Consider the following 16677-nt stretch of genomic DNA (forward strand, 5'->3'; position numbering starts at 1 on the left):
TTATGCACCTCCTAAGGCTTGACTTAATTGTTGCTTCAACCACATCTCTGCGTACCAGCCATCTGCGGCAAGGAGTGCTTCGTGTGTCCCACGTTCGGTGATTTGACCGTCATCCATGACAATGATTTCATCGGCGTGCATCACACTACTCAAGCGATTAGCAGTGATAATGGTGGTTTGATCAGCCCGCATCGTTTTCAAATTCATTAAAATCGCTTCTTCAGTCTTTGCATCAACGGCTGATAGCGAATCATCTAAGATCAGAATTTCTGGATCAGTCATAATCGCTCGCGCAATCGCAATTCGTTGTTTTTGCCCACCAGATAACGACACACCGCGTTCACCAACGACCGTCTCATAACCTTGGACAAACGTTAAAATATCATCATGCACCGCACTCGAAATCGCGGCATCTTCAACCGCCGCTTGATTTCGGTCAAAATCAGCAAACCGAATATTGTCGCGGACATCCGTTGAAAATAAGAAATTATCTTGTGGCACATAGCCGATACTATCAAGTAACGCATCCAGCGAATAATCCCGGATATCGTGACCATCAATTTGAATCTCGCCTTGATACTGATCATATTCACGCAATAATAATTTAATCAGTGTGGTTTTACCCGAACCAACTTTTCCGACAATGCCCAACGTTTTACCTTGTGGCAGAGTGAACGCCACCTGTTTGAGCGTTGGTTGTTTGTCGCCAGGGTACGTAAATTTTTGAACAGCATAATGAATATCGCCAGTTGCTGGTGTTTGAATCGCATCCGGTGCTTCGACAATGGTGCTGGTTTCTTTCAAAAGTTGATCAACCCGATCATAACTCGCATTGCCCCGTTCCAAGACGTTGAACAAGCGCCCAATCGCAAACATTGGCCAAACAAGCGCCGCGATATAACTAATGAACGAAATCAATTGACCAATCGAAATGCTGTGATTCATAACCAACGTCCCGCCATAAATGATTGTTACAATGTACGTTAACCCGATAATCAAACTGATGGCGGGATCAAATAAACCATCAATCATATTCACACGTTTATTAATCGCAATTGTCTTCGTGACAATCTCGTTGAAATCTTTAATATCAGCTTCTTCTTGGCCAAACGTTTTTAAGACTTTAATCCCAGAGACACTCTCTTGGGTTTTATCATTTAACCGTGAAAAAGCCGCCTGTGATTGCCCAAACGCTGTGTGTAAATGTGCACCTAACCGTCGTGACGCAACGGCCAACAAGGGCATTGGAATCAAGGCCATCAACGTTAAGCGCCAGTCAACGAAAATCACCATTGCAATAATCGTTGTCCCACCAGTGATGATTGAATCGGCAAAGGTTAAAATACCGGCACCAGCCACTTGTTGAATCGCGGTTAAATCATTCGTGGCATGTGCCATCAAGTCACCTGTCCGATGTTTTTGGAAGAAGGTCGTGTCCATCTTCATGAAATGCCAGAACAATCGGCTCCGCAATGTCCGTTCCAGTTTAGCCGCGCCGCCCCAAATCCGGGTCCGCCAACCATAGCGAAAAACATATTGTAAAATCGCTGCGCTTAACAAGACGCCGAGCCACATGATTAATTTTTGGGCCGTTAATTGTTTGGCGTCCATTAAATCAACCAGGGTCCCAATCACTTTTGGTGGCACAATTTGGACAATCGCCACGAGGACTAAAAAGATGACGCCCCATAAATAGCGGCGGTATTCTTGTTTAAAATACCACCCTAGTTTTTTAAAAATTCCCATGTTGTGCTCCTATCCTCTAAAATTCGATAAGTCCTATTATAACAATCTTAATTAAGCCGGACAATCATTTGTATTTCCGTTCTTATTATGATAAAAAAAGAGCTTCTAACAAACGACTTGTTCGTTAGAAACCCTTTTAAAACCGACTTGACTGTTTTATTTTTTGTTGCTACGTTTTTGTTGTGCTTTCATTGAGCTCATCATCTGATTTAATTTCTTTTCAGATGGTTTTTGACCCATTTGCATCATCATAGCCTTTAACATTTCTTCGTTAATTGGTGGATTGTCTTGGAAATACTTCTTCATGTAAGCACGTGCGCCAAAGAAACCAGCGACTGCGCCTAATAAAGCCCCAATGACAAATAATAAAATGCCTAATCCCATATCTTATGCACCCCTTCCTAATTCAGTTCACTTAAATAGTTTACACATAATTAACCTAAAAAGAAAGCGGAATTCTAAGATTAATCGTCACGCAAGCCTTTTTCCCGTTGGATATCCTTCACTTTTTCAGGAGTGACTTCCTTACCTTCTTTGTCATACACTTGTAGCATCTCAACTTGTGAGCGGAAACTTTCGCGGAAATCCTTTAAATAGGCATCGCGCAGTGTTTGACGTTCTGCTGTTTCAGCTTCAGTTAGTCCTTCAGCTTTTGCTTTGTGTGCTAATTCATTAATTCGGTCTAATCGTTTTTGATCCATTGCCATCTTGTTGCCCTCCAATTCAAACTATTTGTCTATTTTGGACTAAAATCCGTAAAATGTCAAAAAACACGAACGCTTGTTTGAAATCCCGCTATAGGTATGCTAACATATAGCTATTAGAACAAATGAGGTGCTCTTATGACGAGAACAGAATCCAAGCAATTAGAGGTCTTGCGTTTTATCCATGACCGCGTTCAAGATAAAGGTTATCCGCCAACGGTTCGTGAAATTTGCGAAGCCGTTAATTTATCCTCTACTTCTACCGTTCATGGCCATTTAGCACGCCTTGAGAAAAAAGGCTTTTTACAAAAAGATCCGACTAAACCACGTGCCATTGAATTAACAGCAGCTGGTTTGACAGCAATTGGTGCATCACAGAAGAAGATTCCGGTTCTCGGTGTTGTTACAGCTGGGGTGCCCATTTTAGCGGTTGAAGAAGCGACCGATTATTTCCCGATTCCACCAAGTCTACAAACTGAACAAGATTTGTTCATGTTGACGATTCGCGGTGAAAGTATGATTAATGCCGGAATTTTAGACGGCGATGAAGTGATCGTTCGTAAACAAGCGACTGCCGATAACGGTGACATCGTGATTGCAATGACTGCTGAAGATGAAGCAACTTGCAAACGATTCTTCCAGGAACCTGATCATTATCGGCTACAACCAGAAAACGATACATTTGAACCCATTATTTTGAATGAAGTTAGCATCTTAGGTAAGGTCGTTGGCCTATACCGCGACAGAATGTAGCTATCAAAAAAGGATTCGCCGTTATGGCGAATCCTTTTTTAGCATGTTCCTTCAGCCAGGTCCTTACGTTTAGCGACTGACTGACGTTACATTTTTTCTTAACGTGCTTTCTGATGCAATTTCTTCCGTCTAGCCACGTCCCGCAAACAACCCGATTGCATCGGTTATTCACCAACCTAAGTTAATGCTCAGACTCTCCCAGCTTAGAAAGACATCCATTAATAATCCATTAATTTGAAGATATCGTAGTCTTTAATTTTTTCGCGACCGTTTAAATCGTTTAGTTCGATTAAAAAGGCTGTTCCGACAACAATCCCACCTAATTCTTCAACCATTTTGATGGTTGCGGCGATTGTGCCGCCTGTTGCGAGTAAATCATCTGTGACCAACACTTTTTGACCGGGTTTGACCGCGTCTTTGTGCATGTATAATGTTGATTCGCCGTATTCCAAGCCGTAACTTGCTGAGACGGTTTCGCGTGGTAACTTCCCCTTTTTACGGGCTGGTGCAAAACCAACGCCTAATTTGTAAGCTACTGGGCAGCCGACGATGAATCCGCGGGCTTCAGGGCCAACGATCATTTCGACCCCTTTACTCTTTGCGTATTCGACGATCTTGTCGGTTGCTGCTGCATATGCTTCACCATCAGACATCAAAGGTGAGATGTCACGGAATGTGACACCTTCTTCAGGGAAGTTGGGCACACTTGCAACGTAATCTTTAAAGTTGATTGCCATTTTAAATTCGCTCCTTAACTCTTTCAACAGTTTGCTACTGATTGAATCCTGCCAGCCAGTCTTTCATCTCCGCGAAGGTTGAGTAAACAAGCTGCTTTTCCATGTCAATTTTAGCTAATCGTTGTTGATAACTCGGTGCACTTTCTAATGCGTGCTTTTCCGGTTGTTCCGCGGCCGAAATGAGACCACATTCTATTTTAACAAATCCTAAGTCAAAAAACACCTGCAACATAAAAATTAATAGCGGCAATTTAATTTTTAGATAAGTCGCTAATTCCCCTAACCGTGCTTTTTCAATTCCTGGATGTTGACGTAGGTAAACCAAGAAAGTCGCAAACTGTTTCTTATCAGGAATACCATCAAGATATGCCGAATACTTACTATAGAAGATAAAGCTGATTTTAGTGGCCTGTTGTTGGCGATAAAAGGCTTCAAATTCATCTAAATCAGTTGGTTCATCAACCACAATCAATTCTGCTTGCTGTGCGACATCGGCTGCTAAGATGGCTTGGCTGCCGGCTGGGATATAACTTTGTAGCTGTGCCAGATGCTTCTCATTGAAAAAGACATAGGTGCCACTAGCTTTAAACAACTGTTGCGTCAACCGATTACTCCGTTGATCGATTAACACTTGCCCACTCGTTTGTAAATCTTTCAGCATCAATTGCAACGTCGTATTGCCGCGCCAAGTATTCTCACTTAGTTGACCAACTAATTTCAACTGTTCCACCGCTTGTAAATCGTCGTACAACGCACCACGGTTAAATGCTAAGACTGCTAACTGCGCTTCTTGATCAACTGCCGTAAATTTCAAATGCTTCTGATCCGCACCGATCTGCTTCACATTGGTGACGGATGGCACCGTCATTTCAATCAAAGGTTCTGGGTTATCCGTGCCATAAGGAGCTAATTGACTGATGGCTTGATAAACATCGGGCGTCACATCAGCTAATGCGAGTTGTAAATCAACCGCCAATGTGGGTTTCGTTGTTAAATCAATCTGATTATCAGCGGCATAAGTATTCATCGCCGTTTGTAAAGCAGCCAATTGATCGACTGGCATCGTTAAGCCAACAGCCATATGATGCCCACCAAAGTGCGTCAACAATGTGCGTTGGGCATCAAGCGCTTTAAAGAGATGATATGCTTCAACACTTCGTCCCGATCCCTTGGCTTGGCCAGTTGCTGGATCAATTGCTAGCACTAAAGTTGGCTTACCGGTTTGTTCAACGATATGACTCGCCACAATCCCCAGCACACCTTCATGCCAGCCTTCATGTGCCAACACTAAGGTCGCACTAGCTTGGTTCTCAGGTGTTTGTGCCATTTCGCTAGCTAGCGCAGTAATTTCTTGCACAAGACCCTGGCGCTTTTTATTTTGTTGTTCCACAAATTGGGCCTGTTCCACCGCTTGTTCTTCATCGAAAGTCGTTAATAGATTAACACCTAAGTTGGCATCACCTAAGCGACCAATCGCATTCAAACGTGGCCCAATCCCAAATCCAATCGATGTGGCGTCAAGCGTTTCTTGTTCAATACCCGCTGACTGGCAAAGAGCCACTAAACCGGGACGACTGGTATTTTGTAATTGTTGTAAGCCTAAGCTAACTAAAACGCGATTTTCATCAGTCAGTGACACTAAATCACAGACCGTCCCAATCGCCACTAGGTCCAAACTCTCGTAAGGGATTTCTTCCAATAATGCCGTAGCGACTTTAAATGCCACCCCAACCCCACATAAATCACCAAAGGGATACTGTCCCTCTGGATGACGGGGGTGAATGATTGCTGTCGCATTTGGCAATGTACTTGGTAGTTCATGATGATCTGTGACCACCACATCGACACCGTGTTCTTGCGCGTAGGCGATTGGCTCTAAGCCACTCACCCCATTATCAACGGTCACAATCAACTGGGTTCCATTTTCAACGAGTTGCTTATAGACATCTAAATTGGGCCCGTAGCCATCTTTAAACCGGTTGGGCACATATACTTCCACATCGGCGCCTAAACTTTCGAGCGTCTCTTGCATCAAAGCGGTACTTGTAATCCCATCGGCATCGTAATCGCCGTAGACTGTAATTTTTTCGCCGCCCATCACAGCCGCTTGGATTCGATCGACTGCCGTTTGCATATCATACAATGCGTATGGATCATGTAATTGACCGACATTCGGATGCATATACGCACTGATTGCCTCAGGTGTTTTGATTCCTCGTTGCCACAACAATTGGGCTGCGGCTTTCGGGAGTGCTTCAACTGCCATTATTGCTTGTAAGTCTTGGTCAGTTGGTGTTGCTTTTAATTGCCATTCATATTGTGCTTCCACATTAATCCCTCGCTACTTCCAAATCATTAACTTACCCATTATAGCAAAGATTATTATATTTCGTTTAATAATCCAATCAATGCTTTTGTTTATCAGTCCAAATGATATACTGTTAATTGATACACAAGGTTATTACATAGGGGGAAACAACCATGACAGTTTTAGTATTAGGTGGCGCCGGCTACATCGGCTCGCACACCGTTGATCAATTAATTCAACGCGGCACGGATGTCGCCGTTGTCGACAGTCTCGTCACCGGCCATCAAGCCGCCATTAATCCACAAGCGCGTTTTTATCAAGGCGATATTCGCGACAAAGATTTCATGCGCAGCGTCTTCCAACAAGAAAAAGTCAGCGGTGTGATTCATTTCGCCGCTTTCTCAATCGTGCCCGAATCGATGCAAGCACCACTTAAATATTTCGACAATAACACATACGGTATGACTGCCTTACTCGAGGTGATGAATGAATTCGACGTCAAACACATCGTCTTTTCATCAACAGCGGCCACTTATGGGGAACCGAAATCAATTCCAATTAAGGAATCCGACCCACAAGTCCCAACCAACCCGTATGGTGAAAGTAAATTAATGATGGAAACGATGATGAAATGGGCTGACAGAGCTTACGGCATTAAATTCGTTGCATTACGGTACTTCAATGTCGCTGGTGCCAAACCAGATGGTTCAATCGGAGAAGATCATCACCCAGAAACCCACTTGTTGCCAATCGTGTTACAAGTGGCTGCTGGCAAACGCGAACAACTTTCCATCTTTGGTGATGACTATGATACACCAGATGGCACTAACGTCCGCGACTATGTCCACGTGTTAGACTTAGCCGACGCCCATATTTTGGCCCTCGGTTACCTCGAAGAAGGCCATGATAGTAACGCCTTTAACTTAGGCTCATCAACTGGTTTTTCAAATATGGAAATTGTCGAAGCCGCTCGTAAAGTGACTGGCAAGGCAATTCCTGTGACAATGGCACCGCGTCGTGCTGGTGATCCAAGTACTTTGATTGCCGCAAGTGACAAAGCACGCGAAGTCTTGGGTTGGACACCACAATACGACAACATGGAAGCCATTATTGAAACGGCCTGGAATTGGCATTTAAATCATCCAAACGGTTATACAGACCGCGGTTAATGATGAAGGAACACGCCAGAAATTCTCTGGCGTGTTTTTTTATGACCTAATTTGGACGTGCGTCATTGTTTTTGTTACAATGAAACCACTATTGAGGAGGCACTAACTTATGCAAGTATTGATTCTTATTTTAACTTACCTAATCGCCGTTGAACACATCGGTATCATGGGGCTGGAAATGTTTGCCAGTGCTGAAACAAAGGCGAAAGCTTTTGACATGCCGCTGGACTTTGTCAAACTACCAAATGCCCGCGTGGCACTTGCCAACCAAGGCATTTATAACGGAATGTTGGGCGCCGTAATTATCATGGTCAACCTATTATTAGCCGGCCAAACGCTCAAGATTGTCCTCGCCCTATTAATGCTCTACATCTTCATCGTTGCGCTTTACGGGACATTTACCGCCACCAAGAAAATTTTCTTCTTACAAGGCTTACCCGCTTTAATCACATTATTGTTAATCTTATTCTTCTAAAAAGGAGCTTTAATCATGACAAATCCAATTCTCATCACCACCACCGAAACCATTCCTGGTAAAAAATATGAAGTGCTCGGTGAAGTTTTCGGTTTAACCACTCAATCCAAGAACGTTTTCAAAAACATCGGCGCTTCATTGAAAAATGTCGTCGGTGGCGAAATCAAGGCCTATACTGAAATGATGACTGAATCACGCGACGTAGCCATCGACCGGCTTCGCCAAAACGCACTTGAAATGGGCGCAGATGCGGTTGTCATGATGCGCTTTGACTCTGGTTCAATCGGAACAGATATGCAATCAGTTGCCGCTTATGGCACGGCTGTTAAATATATCGACTAAAAAAAAAAGATGAACGGTTCCCTGATATTCAGGAAATCATTCATCTTTTTTAATTTACTTATTAATTCTAATCAACAACTTAAGCCGCTGGTGCTGCGGGTTGTGCGCTATTTAAAGTCCACGTAATGTTGCTCGAGAATGTATCACCAGCCGCAAGTTGAATACTTGGATTGGCACTTAATGCTAATTTCCCAGCAACTTGCCATGTTTTCGACATCTTATCCGTCATAATCGGTGTTTCAGTACCATTATCAGATAATCCTACGTTCGTTGGCAAGCCAGTCATATTAATGGCTGTGCTGCTTAATTGTTTGCCTGTGGTTGATGCCATTTTACTCATCTTCGCTGTCAATTTCCAACCTGGCGTTGCTCTGGTATCCGTGATTTTCAACCCATCACTGACCTGATATTGCTTGTCCTGAGCAGTTGTACCAACATAAATATCTTTTGACAAGACGTTCCCAAATCTAAAGCTAGGCACTTGATCCAATGACAACTTACCAACTGCTGGTTGCGCTTGTAATTCAGCTTCGTTAGAAACAATCGTAACTTTTTTTGAACTTCCACTTGATTCTTCCGTTACGTTAGTCGTTAATGTTAGCTGTGCTCGATAACTCTTCCCAGCCGTAGTTGCAGCTGCAGCATCTTTCATGAAAGTACTATCTTTACTAAAGGTTAGTGGTTGTTCCGTATTTAAGTTCGCTAAATTTGTAATGTCACCCTTAAGATTAGAAACACCACTATTAGTAGCGGGGGTTATTGTCTTATCCTCACCATCTGTAAATTGCCATTCATAATGCCAATTACTCGTTGAACCAGATGCCTTAGCTAGGTCTGACAAACCATCAACTGACCAAGTCCCACCGAGATCCGCCGCTTTCTTGTAGGCTGCTAACCCACCAACATAAACCGTTTTCTCTTTAGAGACATTCCCTGCAGCAATTTTATATTTAGCTGGAATCCCTGGTGTATTCGGATCTTTATTCAATTTTCCAGTATAATACGAATCTGGCTTATACTTTTCACCCTCCACATCAATCGCTTCGTTAACTTTATTCACTTATTTCGTGCGTTTAATAGTAAAATGATTAAGCAGTTGGTGCAGTTGGTGTTGTTGATGAAAGATTCCAATTAATTGTTGTTGTGAAACTCTCATCTTTAGCTAAATCGGCTGCTGGATTTGCTGCTAATGTTAACGTAGCTGCTTCCATCTTAAAATTATCGACACCATGTTTCCCGTTACCTTTAACCACTTCAACGGCAGGAGAATCGTCCTTAACAGCACCTGTTAAAGTTTCACCAAGTGAACCAGTAGAATCTAAATTCAATATTGCGCCTGTTAGTTTATTAGCATCATCTGTGAATTGAGCCATGTCAGCTGTCAACGACCAGTCAGATTTGCCTAAACGTATATCAGCAATTTCTAAAGCGCCAGCTGTTTTAGCAACTTTACCAGTAAAACCAGCATAAATCGCACTAGCTTCAATTGTCCCAAAGCTGAAACTTGGTACTGATTTTAATACTAATGTCACATTTTCAGGATCTGTTGGGTTTGTTGGATCCTTAGCAACAACACTAAAGTCGGCTTTTGATGTTTGCGGAGCAACTGCGTCAGCTGATACTGACCCCACTGTCATTGCTGTTGGTGCTACCATTGTTGCTAATGCTGAAAATAATTTTGTCTTCATTGATAATTCCTCCAAATTATTATTAATTACATTTAATATAGTAGCACGCAATTCAATTGCCGGATAACAAAAAATAGATACCATACGGTATCTATTTTTACCCTTCACTAATTATTCGTTAAACCGATTCCAATCCTGTCCTAGCAGTTATTTCCCCATTACCATTCTTCTAGTGTAAACAGCTTGCCCGGAATGCATGACCGCATCATCCACGATTGAGACTAAGCGTGCTTCACGGGTAACTGCCGGTGTCCAATTTTCATCAATTATCTCTAATAAAGACTCGTCAGTAACTTCAGCCAGGTAATCAAGCGTCAATTGCAATGCGTCTGCTAAGTAACCAATTAATAATGCTTTATCGATGATAATCACTTTGGCTGCTTCTTCTGGTGAATGCGACCAATCTTGCGTTGCATCGGGTAGATCTAATGCAAATTTTTGTGACCAACCTGCACGTATCCACAATGGTTGTATCCCTTTCAAATCCGCAATCTGATAATCCATTTCACGGGCAGTATGCCATACTAACCAGGTCACCGATTTAATTAGTGGCTGCGGCATTGTATTGGCCTCAGCCACTGTCATTTGTTCCAATGTATCGAGTAATCGTTCTTGAGCGCGTTCGACCGTTGCACTTAATAGTTGCGTTGCATGCATCTTATCATCCTCCATATCTAAAAGTTAACCCCATTGTATCATTAAACCACTACTAGGCCTTTTTTTATGAATTTACCAAACCATTACGAAGCTTTACACTTTATTTTCACTAGAACAACAAACACTTTACATTATTTGTTTATGCTTAACCTTGTAAAGAATAAAAAATCGTTTTACAAGAAGCAATCAATATGCGCATGAGCCAAACAATCATCCCTTACGTGGCAACAACAACTTTATTACTTTTGGCAGCCGGCTGTACCCCACAAAAAAATACTAAACAATCGACAGCTCATCAATCCACCCTTGTCCCTAAACAAAACATGAGTCGTCACATTCAATTAGCCGGTGCGATTAATACTCGTGATCTAGGTGGAATTGTCACGAAAACAGGTGCCAAAATTAAAGCCAATCGGTTAATTCGTTCTGGTGAATTAGCTGGTTTAACAACGAAGGATAAACAGAAGTTAACCGTTGGAAAACAATTAAATAACATCGTTGATTTACGGACTAGTAGCGAAGTTGCGGCTAAACCCGATCCCGCTTTAAGCAACGTCCACTACAATCACTATGGTGTCACCAAGTCTTTAGGGACTTCGGCAAGTCAAGCTGACTTTTTCAAGAATCTCGATAAGGTTGATGGTGAAGCTTTCATGATTGATATTAACCAAAAATTGGTTACTGATCCCGCAGCACGCACGAACTATAAACAGTTCTTTAATGTCTTATTGAATAATAAAAGTGGTACGACACTTTGGCATTGTACAGCCGGTAAAGATCGTGCCGGATTCGGTACTATGTTAGTCCTCAGTGCCCTCGGGGTTGATCAAAAGAGCATCATGGACGACTACCTCGCCTCTAATAAATATCGCCGCGCCGAAAATGAAAAGACAATTGAACAAATTAAGGTGGCAACTCACAATAACCCCAAAGCCGTTAAAACGATCACTGCAATGATGGCCGTCCGTAAACCCTCTCTACAGGCCGCATATGACACAATGAACAAAGAATATGGTGGCGTTAATGGTTATTTGAAACACGGGCTGGGTTTGACTAAGGCGGATCTCAACCAATTAAAAACGATGTATCTTACCAAGAGTTAATGCTTCATCAGGTAGATTCACTATTCTCGTCTCTCCATTTTTTTGGTATACTGCTCCTTAGAATCAATCAGTTAAAGGAGCCTCATCATGTCACCTGCTCAACATCTCATTTTATTATTGATCGTGATCATTGCTGCAATCGGCGTCTTAAGTTCATCAGTCGTCTTATTCATCGCCCAACAAAAGAAAAATGACCAACTTAAGAAGAAATCGAATGTGCTCTTTTGGGTCAGCATCCTCGTGATGATGATCTTTCTGAAACTAATCGATATGCTTCAATAAACACCAAAAAGCATGCCAGTCAAATTTGACTAGCATGCTTTTTTTGCAATCTATCTTCTAAAAAACCACCCTTAATTTTTTGCTAAGTTACAAAACTTGGTCTAAGTAATTTTATTGTTCCCCACCTTTGAGGATGTTATCTTAAAGCTACTAAAGGAGGTGTCACTATGAAAACCTTAGACAATATCGCGCTTACTTTATTAATCATTGGTGGTTTTAACTGGCTACTTGTCGGTCTATTCAAATTCGACCTAGTCGCTATGTCATTTGGCGGTCAAGCAGCTATTATTTCGCGCATCGTATATGTCCTTGTTGGACTTAGCGCATTATATTGCATTAAGTTATTTGCACCCATCAACAGCGCGCAGTATGAATAGCTTTCTGGAGCGGATTTTTATAGGGACCAAACATCCTGCTCGTCTCAATCGCTATCCATTAACGTGTTGGTAAAACTGTTATTTCTTTTCAATAACAAAAAAGCGTGCTAGTCAGCCTCGACTAGCACGCTTTTATTTTTTTATTTACCTTTGGTATCTTCATCATTCATCTTCAAAATGGACATGAACGCCTCTTGTGGGACTTCCACCGAACCCACGGATTTCATCCGTTTCTTACCGGCTTTTTGTTTTTCTAACAACTTACGCTTCCGGGTAATATCCCCACCATAACACTTGGCGAGCACGTTTTTCCGGTAGGCCTTGACTGTTGAACGGGCAATCACTTTATTCCCGATAGCTGCTTGAATCGGCACTTCGAATTGTTGACGTGGAATGGTTTCTTTCAACTTACCAACAATCGCTTTGCCTCGTTCAAAGGCAAAGTCACGGTGCACGATAAAACTCAAGGCATCAACGGATTCACCGTTCAATAGAATATCCATCTTCACCAGATCACTCGCACGATAGCCAGTCACTTCATAATCGAATGAGGCATAACCCTTGGTATTGGACTTCAAGTCATCGAAGAAATCGAAAATGATTTCAGACAGTGGCATGTTGTAGATGACATTAACCCGATAGGTATCTAAGTAATCCATCGTGACGAATTCGCCGCGTTTACGTTGTGCAAGTTCCATCACAGCCCCCACATAATCGTTCGGTACCATGATAGATGCTTTAACGTACGGTTCTTTAACTTCTGAAATATTTGATGTTTCTGGCATTTCTGATGGGTTATCAATCACTTCTTCTGTGCCGTCGGTTAAATCGACATGATAATCCACTGATGGTGCGGTCATGATCAGGTCAAGATTGAATTCCCGTTCAAGCCGTTCTTGTACGACATCCATATGCAAGAGGCCTAAGAAGCCACAACGGAACCCAAAGCCCAATGCTTGTGACGATTCAGGTTCGAATTCCAACGCGGCATCATTTAATTGTAATTTTTCAAGGGCTTCACGCAAGTCGTTAAACTTCGCGTTATCCACGGGATACATCCCAGAATAAACCATTGGTTGAATATGCCGATAACCATCAAGGGCTTCTGCTGCCGGATTGTCAGCAAGGGTGACCGTATCCCCAACCCGCGTATCTTGAATGGTCTTGATGCTGGCCGTAATATAACCCACATCACCAACCATTAAGAAGTCGCGTTTAACGGCTTTAGGCGACATCACACCGACTTCAGTGACTTCGAATTCTTTCCCGTTATTCATCAAGCGAATCTTATCGCCGACTTTAACAGTGCCATCAAAAACCCGCACGTTTAACACAACACCCCGATAACTATCGTAGATCGAATCAAAAATCAGCGCCTTCAATGGTGCTTTTAAATCACCCGTTGGTGCTGGCACGTCCGTTACCAGTTTTTCTAGGATTTCTTCAATCCCAATCCCGCTCTTAGCACTAGCAAGCACGGCTTCTGAAGCATCCAAACCAATCATCTCTTCGATTTCTGCTTTAACAACGTCTGGTTGTGCAGATGGTAAATCGATTTTATTAATGACAGGGACGATTTCTAAATCATCGTCGACCGCTAAATAAACGTTGGCTAACGTTTGTGCTTCAACCCCTTGGGCCGCATCGACGACTAATAAGGCGCCTTCGCAAGCTGCCAAACTTCGTGACACTTCATATGAAAAATCGACGTGTCCAGGTGTATCGATTAAATGGAAAATATAAGTTTCGCCATCTTTGGCATGGTAGTGTAATTCCACCGCGTTTAACTTGATGGTAATCCCACGTTCACGTTCTAATTCCATGTCATCTAAGACTTGCGCTTGCATATCGCGCTTGGCAATAGTATCCGTCATCTCGAGAATCCGATCAGCTAATGTTGATTTACCATGATCAATATGCGCGATGATCGAAAAATTACGAATGTGCTTTTGCCGGTCTAACATTTCTGCGTAATCCATTAATTGTACCTACTTCCTCTGACTATCCTTTAAATTATACCAAGCCTGCCTCGTAAAAGCGAACGCATTTAACGGCTTTCCAATAAAAAAGCCAAAACCAAACGGATGATTTTGACCTTTACTTCATTACTAAGTCCTATTTTTTGTCAGCTTTTTGCGCCTTTTCTTTCTTATCTTTATTAGGTGTCACTTCACTGACAACCTTCTTAACTGTGCCTTCAATTACATTTTTCAAACTATCTAATCGTTCTTCGTTTGCCATATCAATGACTTCCTTTCTATTTTGTTCACCTTCATTCTACTTTTTAACCACAATGACTGTCAAAAGGTTCGCCTTTTATTATCTAAATGCTATAATTTAGGCAGGCAACCAAATAGATTGTTGCTTAATTAATTGATTGGAGTTGACCCATATGCAATTTATCATGACTTTTTCAAATAACGAAACCGTTACTTTTTCGGAAACGGATTTGCTACATGCTTGGAAGAATGATACTACCTATTTAAACGTTGGTGATGATCAAGCCTTTTATCTAGATGAAATCTTCAATGGTAGCTACCAAGACGCCATTGCAACTTCTAGCGAACAACAACTCGCTAAAGAACGCCCAATTCTTGCATTGGCTGGTCTATTCGCTGATGCAGATTGGTTAACTTTTGAAACCAATCCTGAAAAATACTATCAAACAAAAGCAATTGTTTCACTCACAACCAAAGATTAACCGATAAAAGCCTAGGTACGCCTAGGCTTTTTATAATTGCTTTCATATTATGTACAATATACAATCGTTAAGAACTGTTATTCATTACTTTGGAGGTTATTATGTCCTATTTATTTTTAGCGTTCTTGGGGAGCGCACTGATTTCACTACTATTTTTTAACCGGCAACGACCCAGAAAATGGCGTCGCATACTGATTATCATCATCGCCTTAATCGGCTTAGGCGGTTCATTAATGCCGGTGGCTGCTGCGAATTCCAAGAAGACCAGCCAACATCAAGTTGATGTACGCGAAAACAAGGCGGCCCGTGCTAACTCGAGCGCTTTAAAAAAACAACTAGCTACAAAGAAAACAGAGGCTAGCCAACTGACAAAACAAGTTGCCAGTCAATCACGACTTGTTAAAAAGCAGCAAAAAGCGTCTGAGTCAGAAAGAGTCCGTGCGGCTTCAGCCTCAATCGCCGCTACTAGTCAAGCTAGCGAGGCCGCTCAGCAACAGGCTGCAATTCAGACAAGCCAACAAGCACAACAAGCTGCTAGTGCTCAACAAGTTGAACAAATGGTGACAATTGCCCCTAATTCTGGTAAAAAATACCATCTTGATCCCAATTGCCGTGGCTTAAGTCGTGCCAACAGTACTACAACCATGCCATTGTCACAAGCACAAGCAGAAGGCTATACCCTTTGCGGATGGGAGGATTAGCCAATGAAAGCAACCCGTTTGATAAGTCGCGTGGTGGTAACAATTTCACTTGCTGGTGTCGGAACCCTTTTGCAACAACCAACTACCGTTCACGCTACCACCTTACGTCAAGAAACCAAGCGCATTAATGCGCACAACAAAAAAACCGAACGTCAAATTAATGCGCTTCAACGTAAAATTAACCAGTTAAACAAAAAACTCACTAACTATCAGCAACAAATACAAACGACTAGTCCTGAGCGTCATAACACATCAGAGCTCGCGGCCCTGACCTACCGTGGTGAAAACGAGGTACTCGTCAATAATAACCAACCAAGCTTCAGTGCTACTGATTTGGCTACCGATCACGGTGGTTGGCAAACCTTTAGTAATCTCGACGCACTAAATCGCGTTGGTGCTGCAAATGTTCTTTTAAATCAATCGATGATGCCTACTGCCAAGCGCGAAGGACTCACTTGGAATCCGACCGGTTGGCATAATAAGCGGATTAAATCTGGCTGGCTGTATAATCGGAGTCATTTAATTGGCTATCAACTAACCGGTGAAAATAATAATCCAAAGAATCTGATGACAGGAACACGCCAGCTAAACGCACCCGAAATGCTGGCCCATGAATCAGATATTGCTTATTATCTCAAAAAACACCCTAATCGTTTTGTTCGTTACCGTGTCACACCTATTTTTAACGATAATGAGCTGCTAGCCCGCGGCGTTCAAATGGAAGGCCAATCCGTCGGGGATAACAGCATTCAATTTAACACTTACATTTTTAACGTCCAAGACGGCGTTACATTAAATTACGCAGATGGCACAAGCCAAATTGCTAAATAAGCTCAGAACCACGATAAATTCCTTTTATCGTGGTTTTTGCTATCTAACATTATTGTCACTAGCCATTTAAAACTTAATAATATGAGCTAAACATGCGATAATG

The 16677-nt window shown here is 42.3% G+C and carries 20 protein-coding genes; 10 read left to right on the forward strand and 10 right to left on the reverse strand.

Annotation, left to right across the window (positions count from 1 at the left end; all coding sequences use genetic code 11):
* From ACF1X7_RS00400 to ACF1X7_RS00410, 3 genes are all read right to left on the reverse strand, one after another.
* A complete protein-coding gene (locus ACF1X7_RS00400; protein WP_069468087.1) occupies positions 1-1746 on the reverse strand; it encodes an ABC transporter ATP-binding protein in 1746 nt (581 codons plus the stop codon).
* Between the two features lie 156 nt (positions 1747-1902).
* Positions 1903-2130, reverse strand: a complete 228-nt coding sequence (locus tag ACF1X7_RS00405) for a YneF family protein (RefSeq protein ID WP_004270078.1) — start codon at positions 2128-2130, stop codon at positions 1903-1905.
* Positions 2131-2210: 80 nt separating this feature from the next.
* Positions 2211-2453, reverse strand: coding sequence for a DUF896 domain-containing protein (locus ACF1X7_RS00410; protein WP_004270057.1), 243 nt, complete (start codon positions 2451-2453; stop codon positions 2211-2213).
* Between the two features lie 135 nt (positions 2454-2588).
* Between ACF1X7_RS00410 and lexA the strand changes: the two genes are divergently transcribed.
* On the forward strand, positions 2589-3203 hold the full coding sequence (gene lexA, locus ACF1X7_RS00415) for a transcriptional repressor LexA (protein WP_146955458.1): 615 nt from the start codon (positions 2589-2591) through the stop codon (positions 3201-3203).
* A 218-nt stretch (positions 3204-3421) separates the two neighbouring features.
* On the opposite strand, the gene ACF1X7_RS00420 is transcribed toward lexA, so the two are convergent.
* Both ACF1X7_RS00420 and recJ read right to left on the reverse strand, forming a co-directional pair.
* Entirely contained in the window at positions 3422-3940 is a 519-nt protein-coding gene (locus ACF1X7_RS00420) for an adenine phosphoribosyltransferase (protein WP_004270038.1), read from the reverse strand.
* Between the two features lie 34 nt (positions 3941-3974).
* A complete protein-coding gene (gene recJ, locus ACF1X7_RS00425; RefSeq protein ID WP_411162335.1) occupies positions 3975-6269 on the reverse strand; it encodes a single-stranded-DNA-specific exonuclease RecJ in 2295 nt (764 codons plus the stop codon).
* Between the two features lie 152 nt (positions 6270-6421).
* Here recJ and galE point away from each other — a divergent pair, with 152 nt between their 5' ends.
* The 3 genes from galE (at position 6422) to ACF1X7_RS00440 (ending at position 8234) form a co-directional block, all read left to right on the forward strand.
* Positions 6422-7417 (forward strand): UDP-glucose 4-epimerase GalE, encoded by a 996-nt coding sequence (gene galE, locus ACF1X7_RS00430; protein WP_064777296.1) that lies wholly within the window; start codon positions 6422-6424, stop codon positions 7415-7417.
* Positions 7418-7526: 109 nt separating this feature from the next.
* Positions 7527-7892: a DUF1304 domain-containing protein gene (locus tag ACF1X7_RS00435; RefSeq protein ID WP_004270080.1), complete on the forward strand. Its 366-nt coding sequence runs from the start codon at positions 7527-7529 to the stop codon at positions 7890-7892.
* Positions 7893-7907: 15 nt separating this feature from the next.
* Positions 7908-8234 carry a heavy metal-binding domain-containing protein gene (locus tag ACF1X7_RS00440; protein ID WP_039099495.1) on the forward strand — a complete coding sequence of 109 codons (327 nt, stop codon included), beginning with the start codon at positions 7908-7910 and terminating at the stop codon, positions 8232-8234.
* 79 nt (positions 8235-8313) lie between these two features.
* On the opposite strand, the gene ACF1X7_RS00445 is transcribed toward ACF1X7_RS00440, so the two are convergent.
* The 3 genes from ACF1X7_RS00445 to ACF1X7_RS00455 all read right to left on the reverse strand — a co-directional run bounded on the left by ACF1X7_RS00445 (position 8314) and on the right by ACF1X7_RS00455 (position 10579).
* On the reverse strand, positions 8314-9294 hold the full coding sequence (locus ACF1X7_RS00445; protein WP_221276466.1) for a WxL domain-containing protein: 981 nt from the start codon (positions 9292-9294) through the stop codon (positions 8314-8316).
* Positions 9295-9322: 28 nt separating this feature from the next.
* Positions 9323-9922, reverse strand: coding sequence for a WxL domain-containing protein (locus ACF1X7_RS00450; RefSeq protein WP_136904345.1), 600 nt, complete (start codon positions 9920-9922; stop codon positions 9323-9325).
* 147 nt (positions 9923-10069) lie between these two features.
* Entirely contained in the window at positions 10070-10579 is a 510-nt protein-coding gene (locus ACF1X7_RS00455; protein ID WP_221276464.1) for a DinB family protein, read from the reverse strand.
* 197 nt (positions 10580-10776) lie between these two features.
* Between ACF1X7_RS00455 and ACF1X7_RS00460 the strand changes: the two genes are divergently transcribed.
* The 3 genes from ACF1X7_RS00460 to ACF1X7_RS00470 all read left to right on the forward strand — a co-directional run bounded on the left by ACF1X7_RS00460 (position 10777) and on the right by ACF1X7_RS00470 (position 12341).
* Positions 10777-11682 carry a tyrosine-protein phosphatase gene (locus ACF1X7_RS00460; RefSeq protein WP_411162336.1) on the forward strand — a complete coding sequence of 302 codons (906 nt, stop codon included), beginning with the start codon at positions 10777-10779 and terminating at the stop codon, positions 11680-11682.
* Between the two features lie 87 nt (positions 11683-11769).
* Positions 11770-11964 (forward strand): hypothetical protein, encoded by a 195-nt coding sequence (locus ACF1X7_RS00465; protein WP_039099492.1) that lies wholly within the window; start codon positions 11770-11772, stop codon positions 11962-11964.
* Positions 11965-12131: 167 nt separating this feature from the next.
* Entirely contained in the window at positions 12132-12341 is a 210-nt protein-coding gene (locus tag ACF1X7_RS00470) for a DUF378 domain-containing protein (protein WP_221276462.1), read from the forward strand.
* A gap of 140 nt (positions 12342-12481) precedes the next feature.
* On the opposite strand, the gene lepA is transcribed toward ACF1X7_RS00470, so the two are convergent.
* Both lepA and ACF1X7_RS00480 read right to left on the reverse strand, forming a co-directional pair.
* A complete protein-coding gene (gene lepA, locus ACF1X7_RS00475) occupies positions 12482-14320 on the reverse strand; it encodes a translation elongation factor 4 (protein ID WP_039099490.1) in 1839 nt (612 codons plus the stop codon).
* 136 nt (positions 14321-14456) lie between these two features.
* Positions 14457-14582: a hypothetical protein gene (locus ACF1X7_RS00480; RefSeq protein WP_004270909.1), complete on the reverse strand. Its 126-nt coding sequence runs from the start codon at positions 14580-14582 to the stop codon at positions 14457-14459.
* 151 nt (positions 14583-14733) lie between these two features.
* Here ACF1X7_RS00480 and ACF1X7_RS00485 point away from each other — a divergent pair, with 151 nt between their 5' ends.
* The 3 genes from ACF1X7_RS00485 to ACF1X7_RS00495 all read left to right on the forward strand — a co-directional run bounded on the left by ACF1X7_RS00485 (position 14734) and on the right by ACF1X7_RS00495 (position 16574).
* Complete coding sequence (locus tag ACF1X7_RS00485) at positions 14734-15042, forward strand: hypothetical protein (RefSeq protein WP_004270905.1); 309 nt, start codon at positions 14734-14736, stop codon at positions 15040-15042.
* A 101-nt stretch (positions 15043-15143) separates the two neighbouring features.
* Positions 15144-15743, forward strand: coding sequence for a hypothetical protein (locus ACF1X7_RS00490; protein WP_064777300.1), 600 nt, complete (start codon positions 15144-15146; stop codon positions 15741-15743).
* Between the two features lie 3 nt (positions 15744-15746).
* Complete coding sequence (locus ACF1X7_RS00495) at positions 15747-16574, forward strand: DNA/RNA non-specific endonuclease (RefSeq protein ID WP_069468081.1); 828 nt, start codon at positions 15747-15749, stop codon at positions 16572-16574.
* Positions 16575-16677: the final 103 nt, after the last annotated feature.

Source organism: Latilactobacillus sp. VITA-14, assembly GCF_046580785.1.
Taxonomy (GTDB): domain Bacteria; phylum Bacillota; class Bacilli; order Lactobacillales; family Lactobacillaceae; genus Latilactobacillus; species Latilactobacillus curvatus.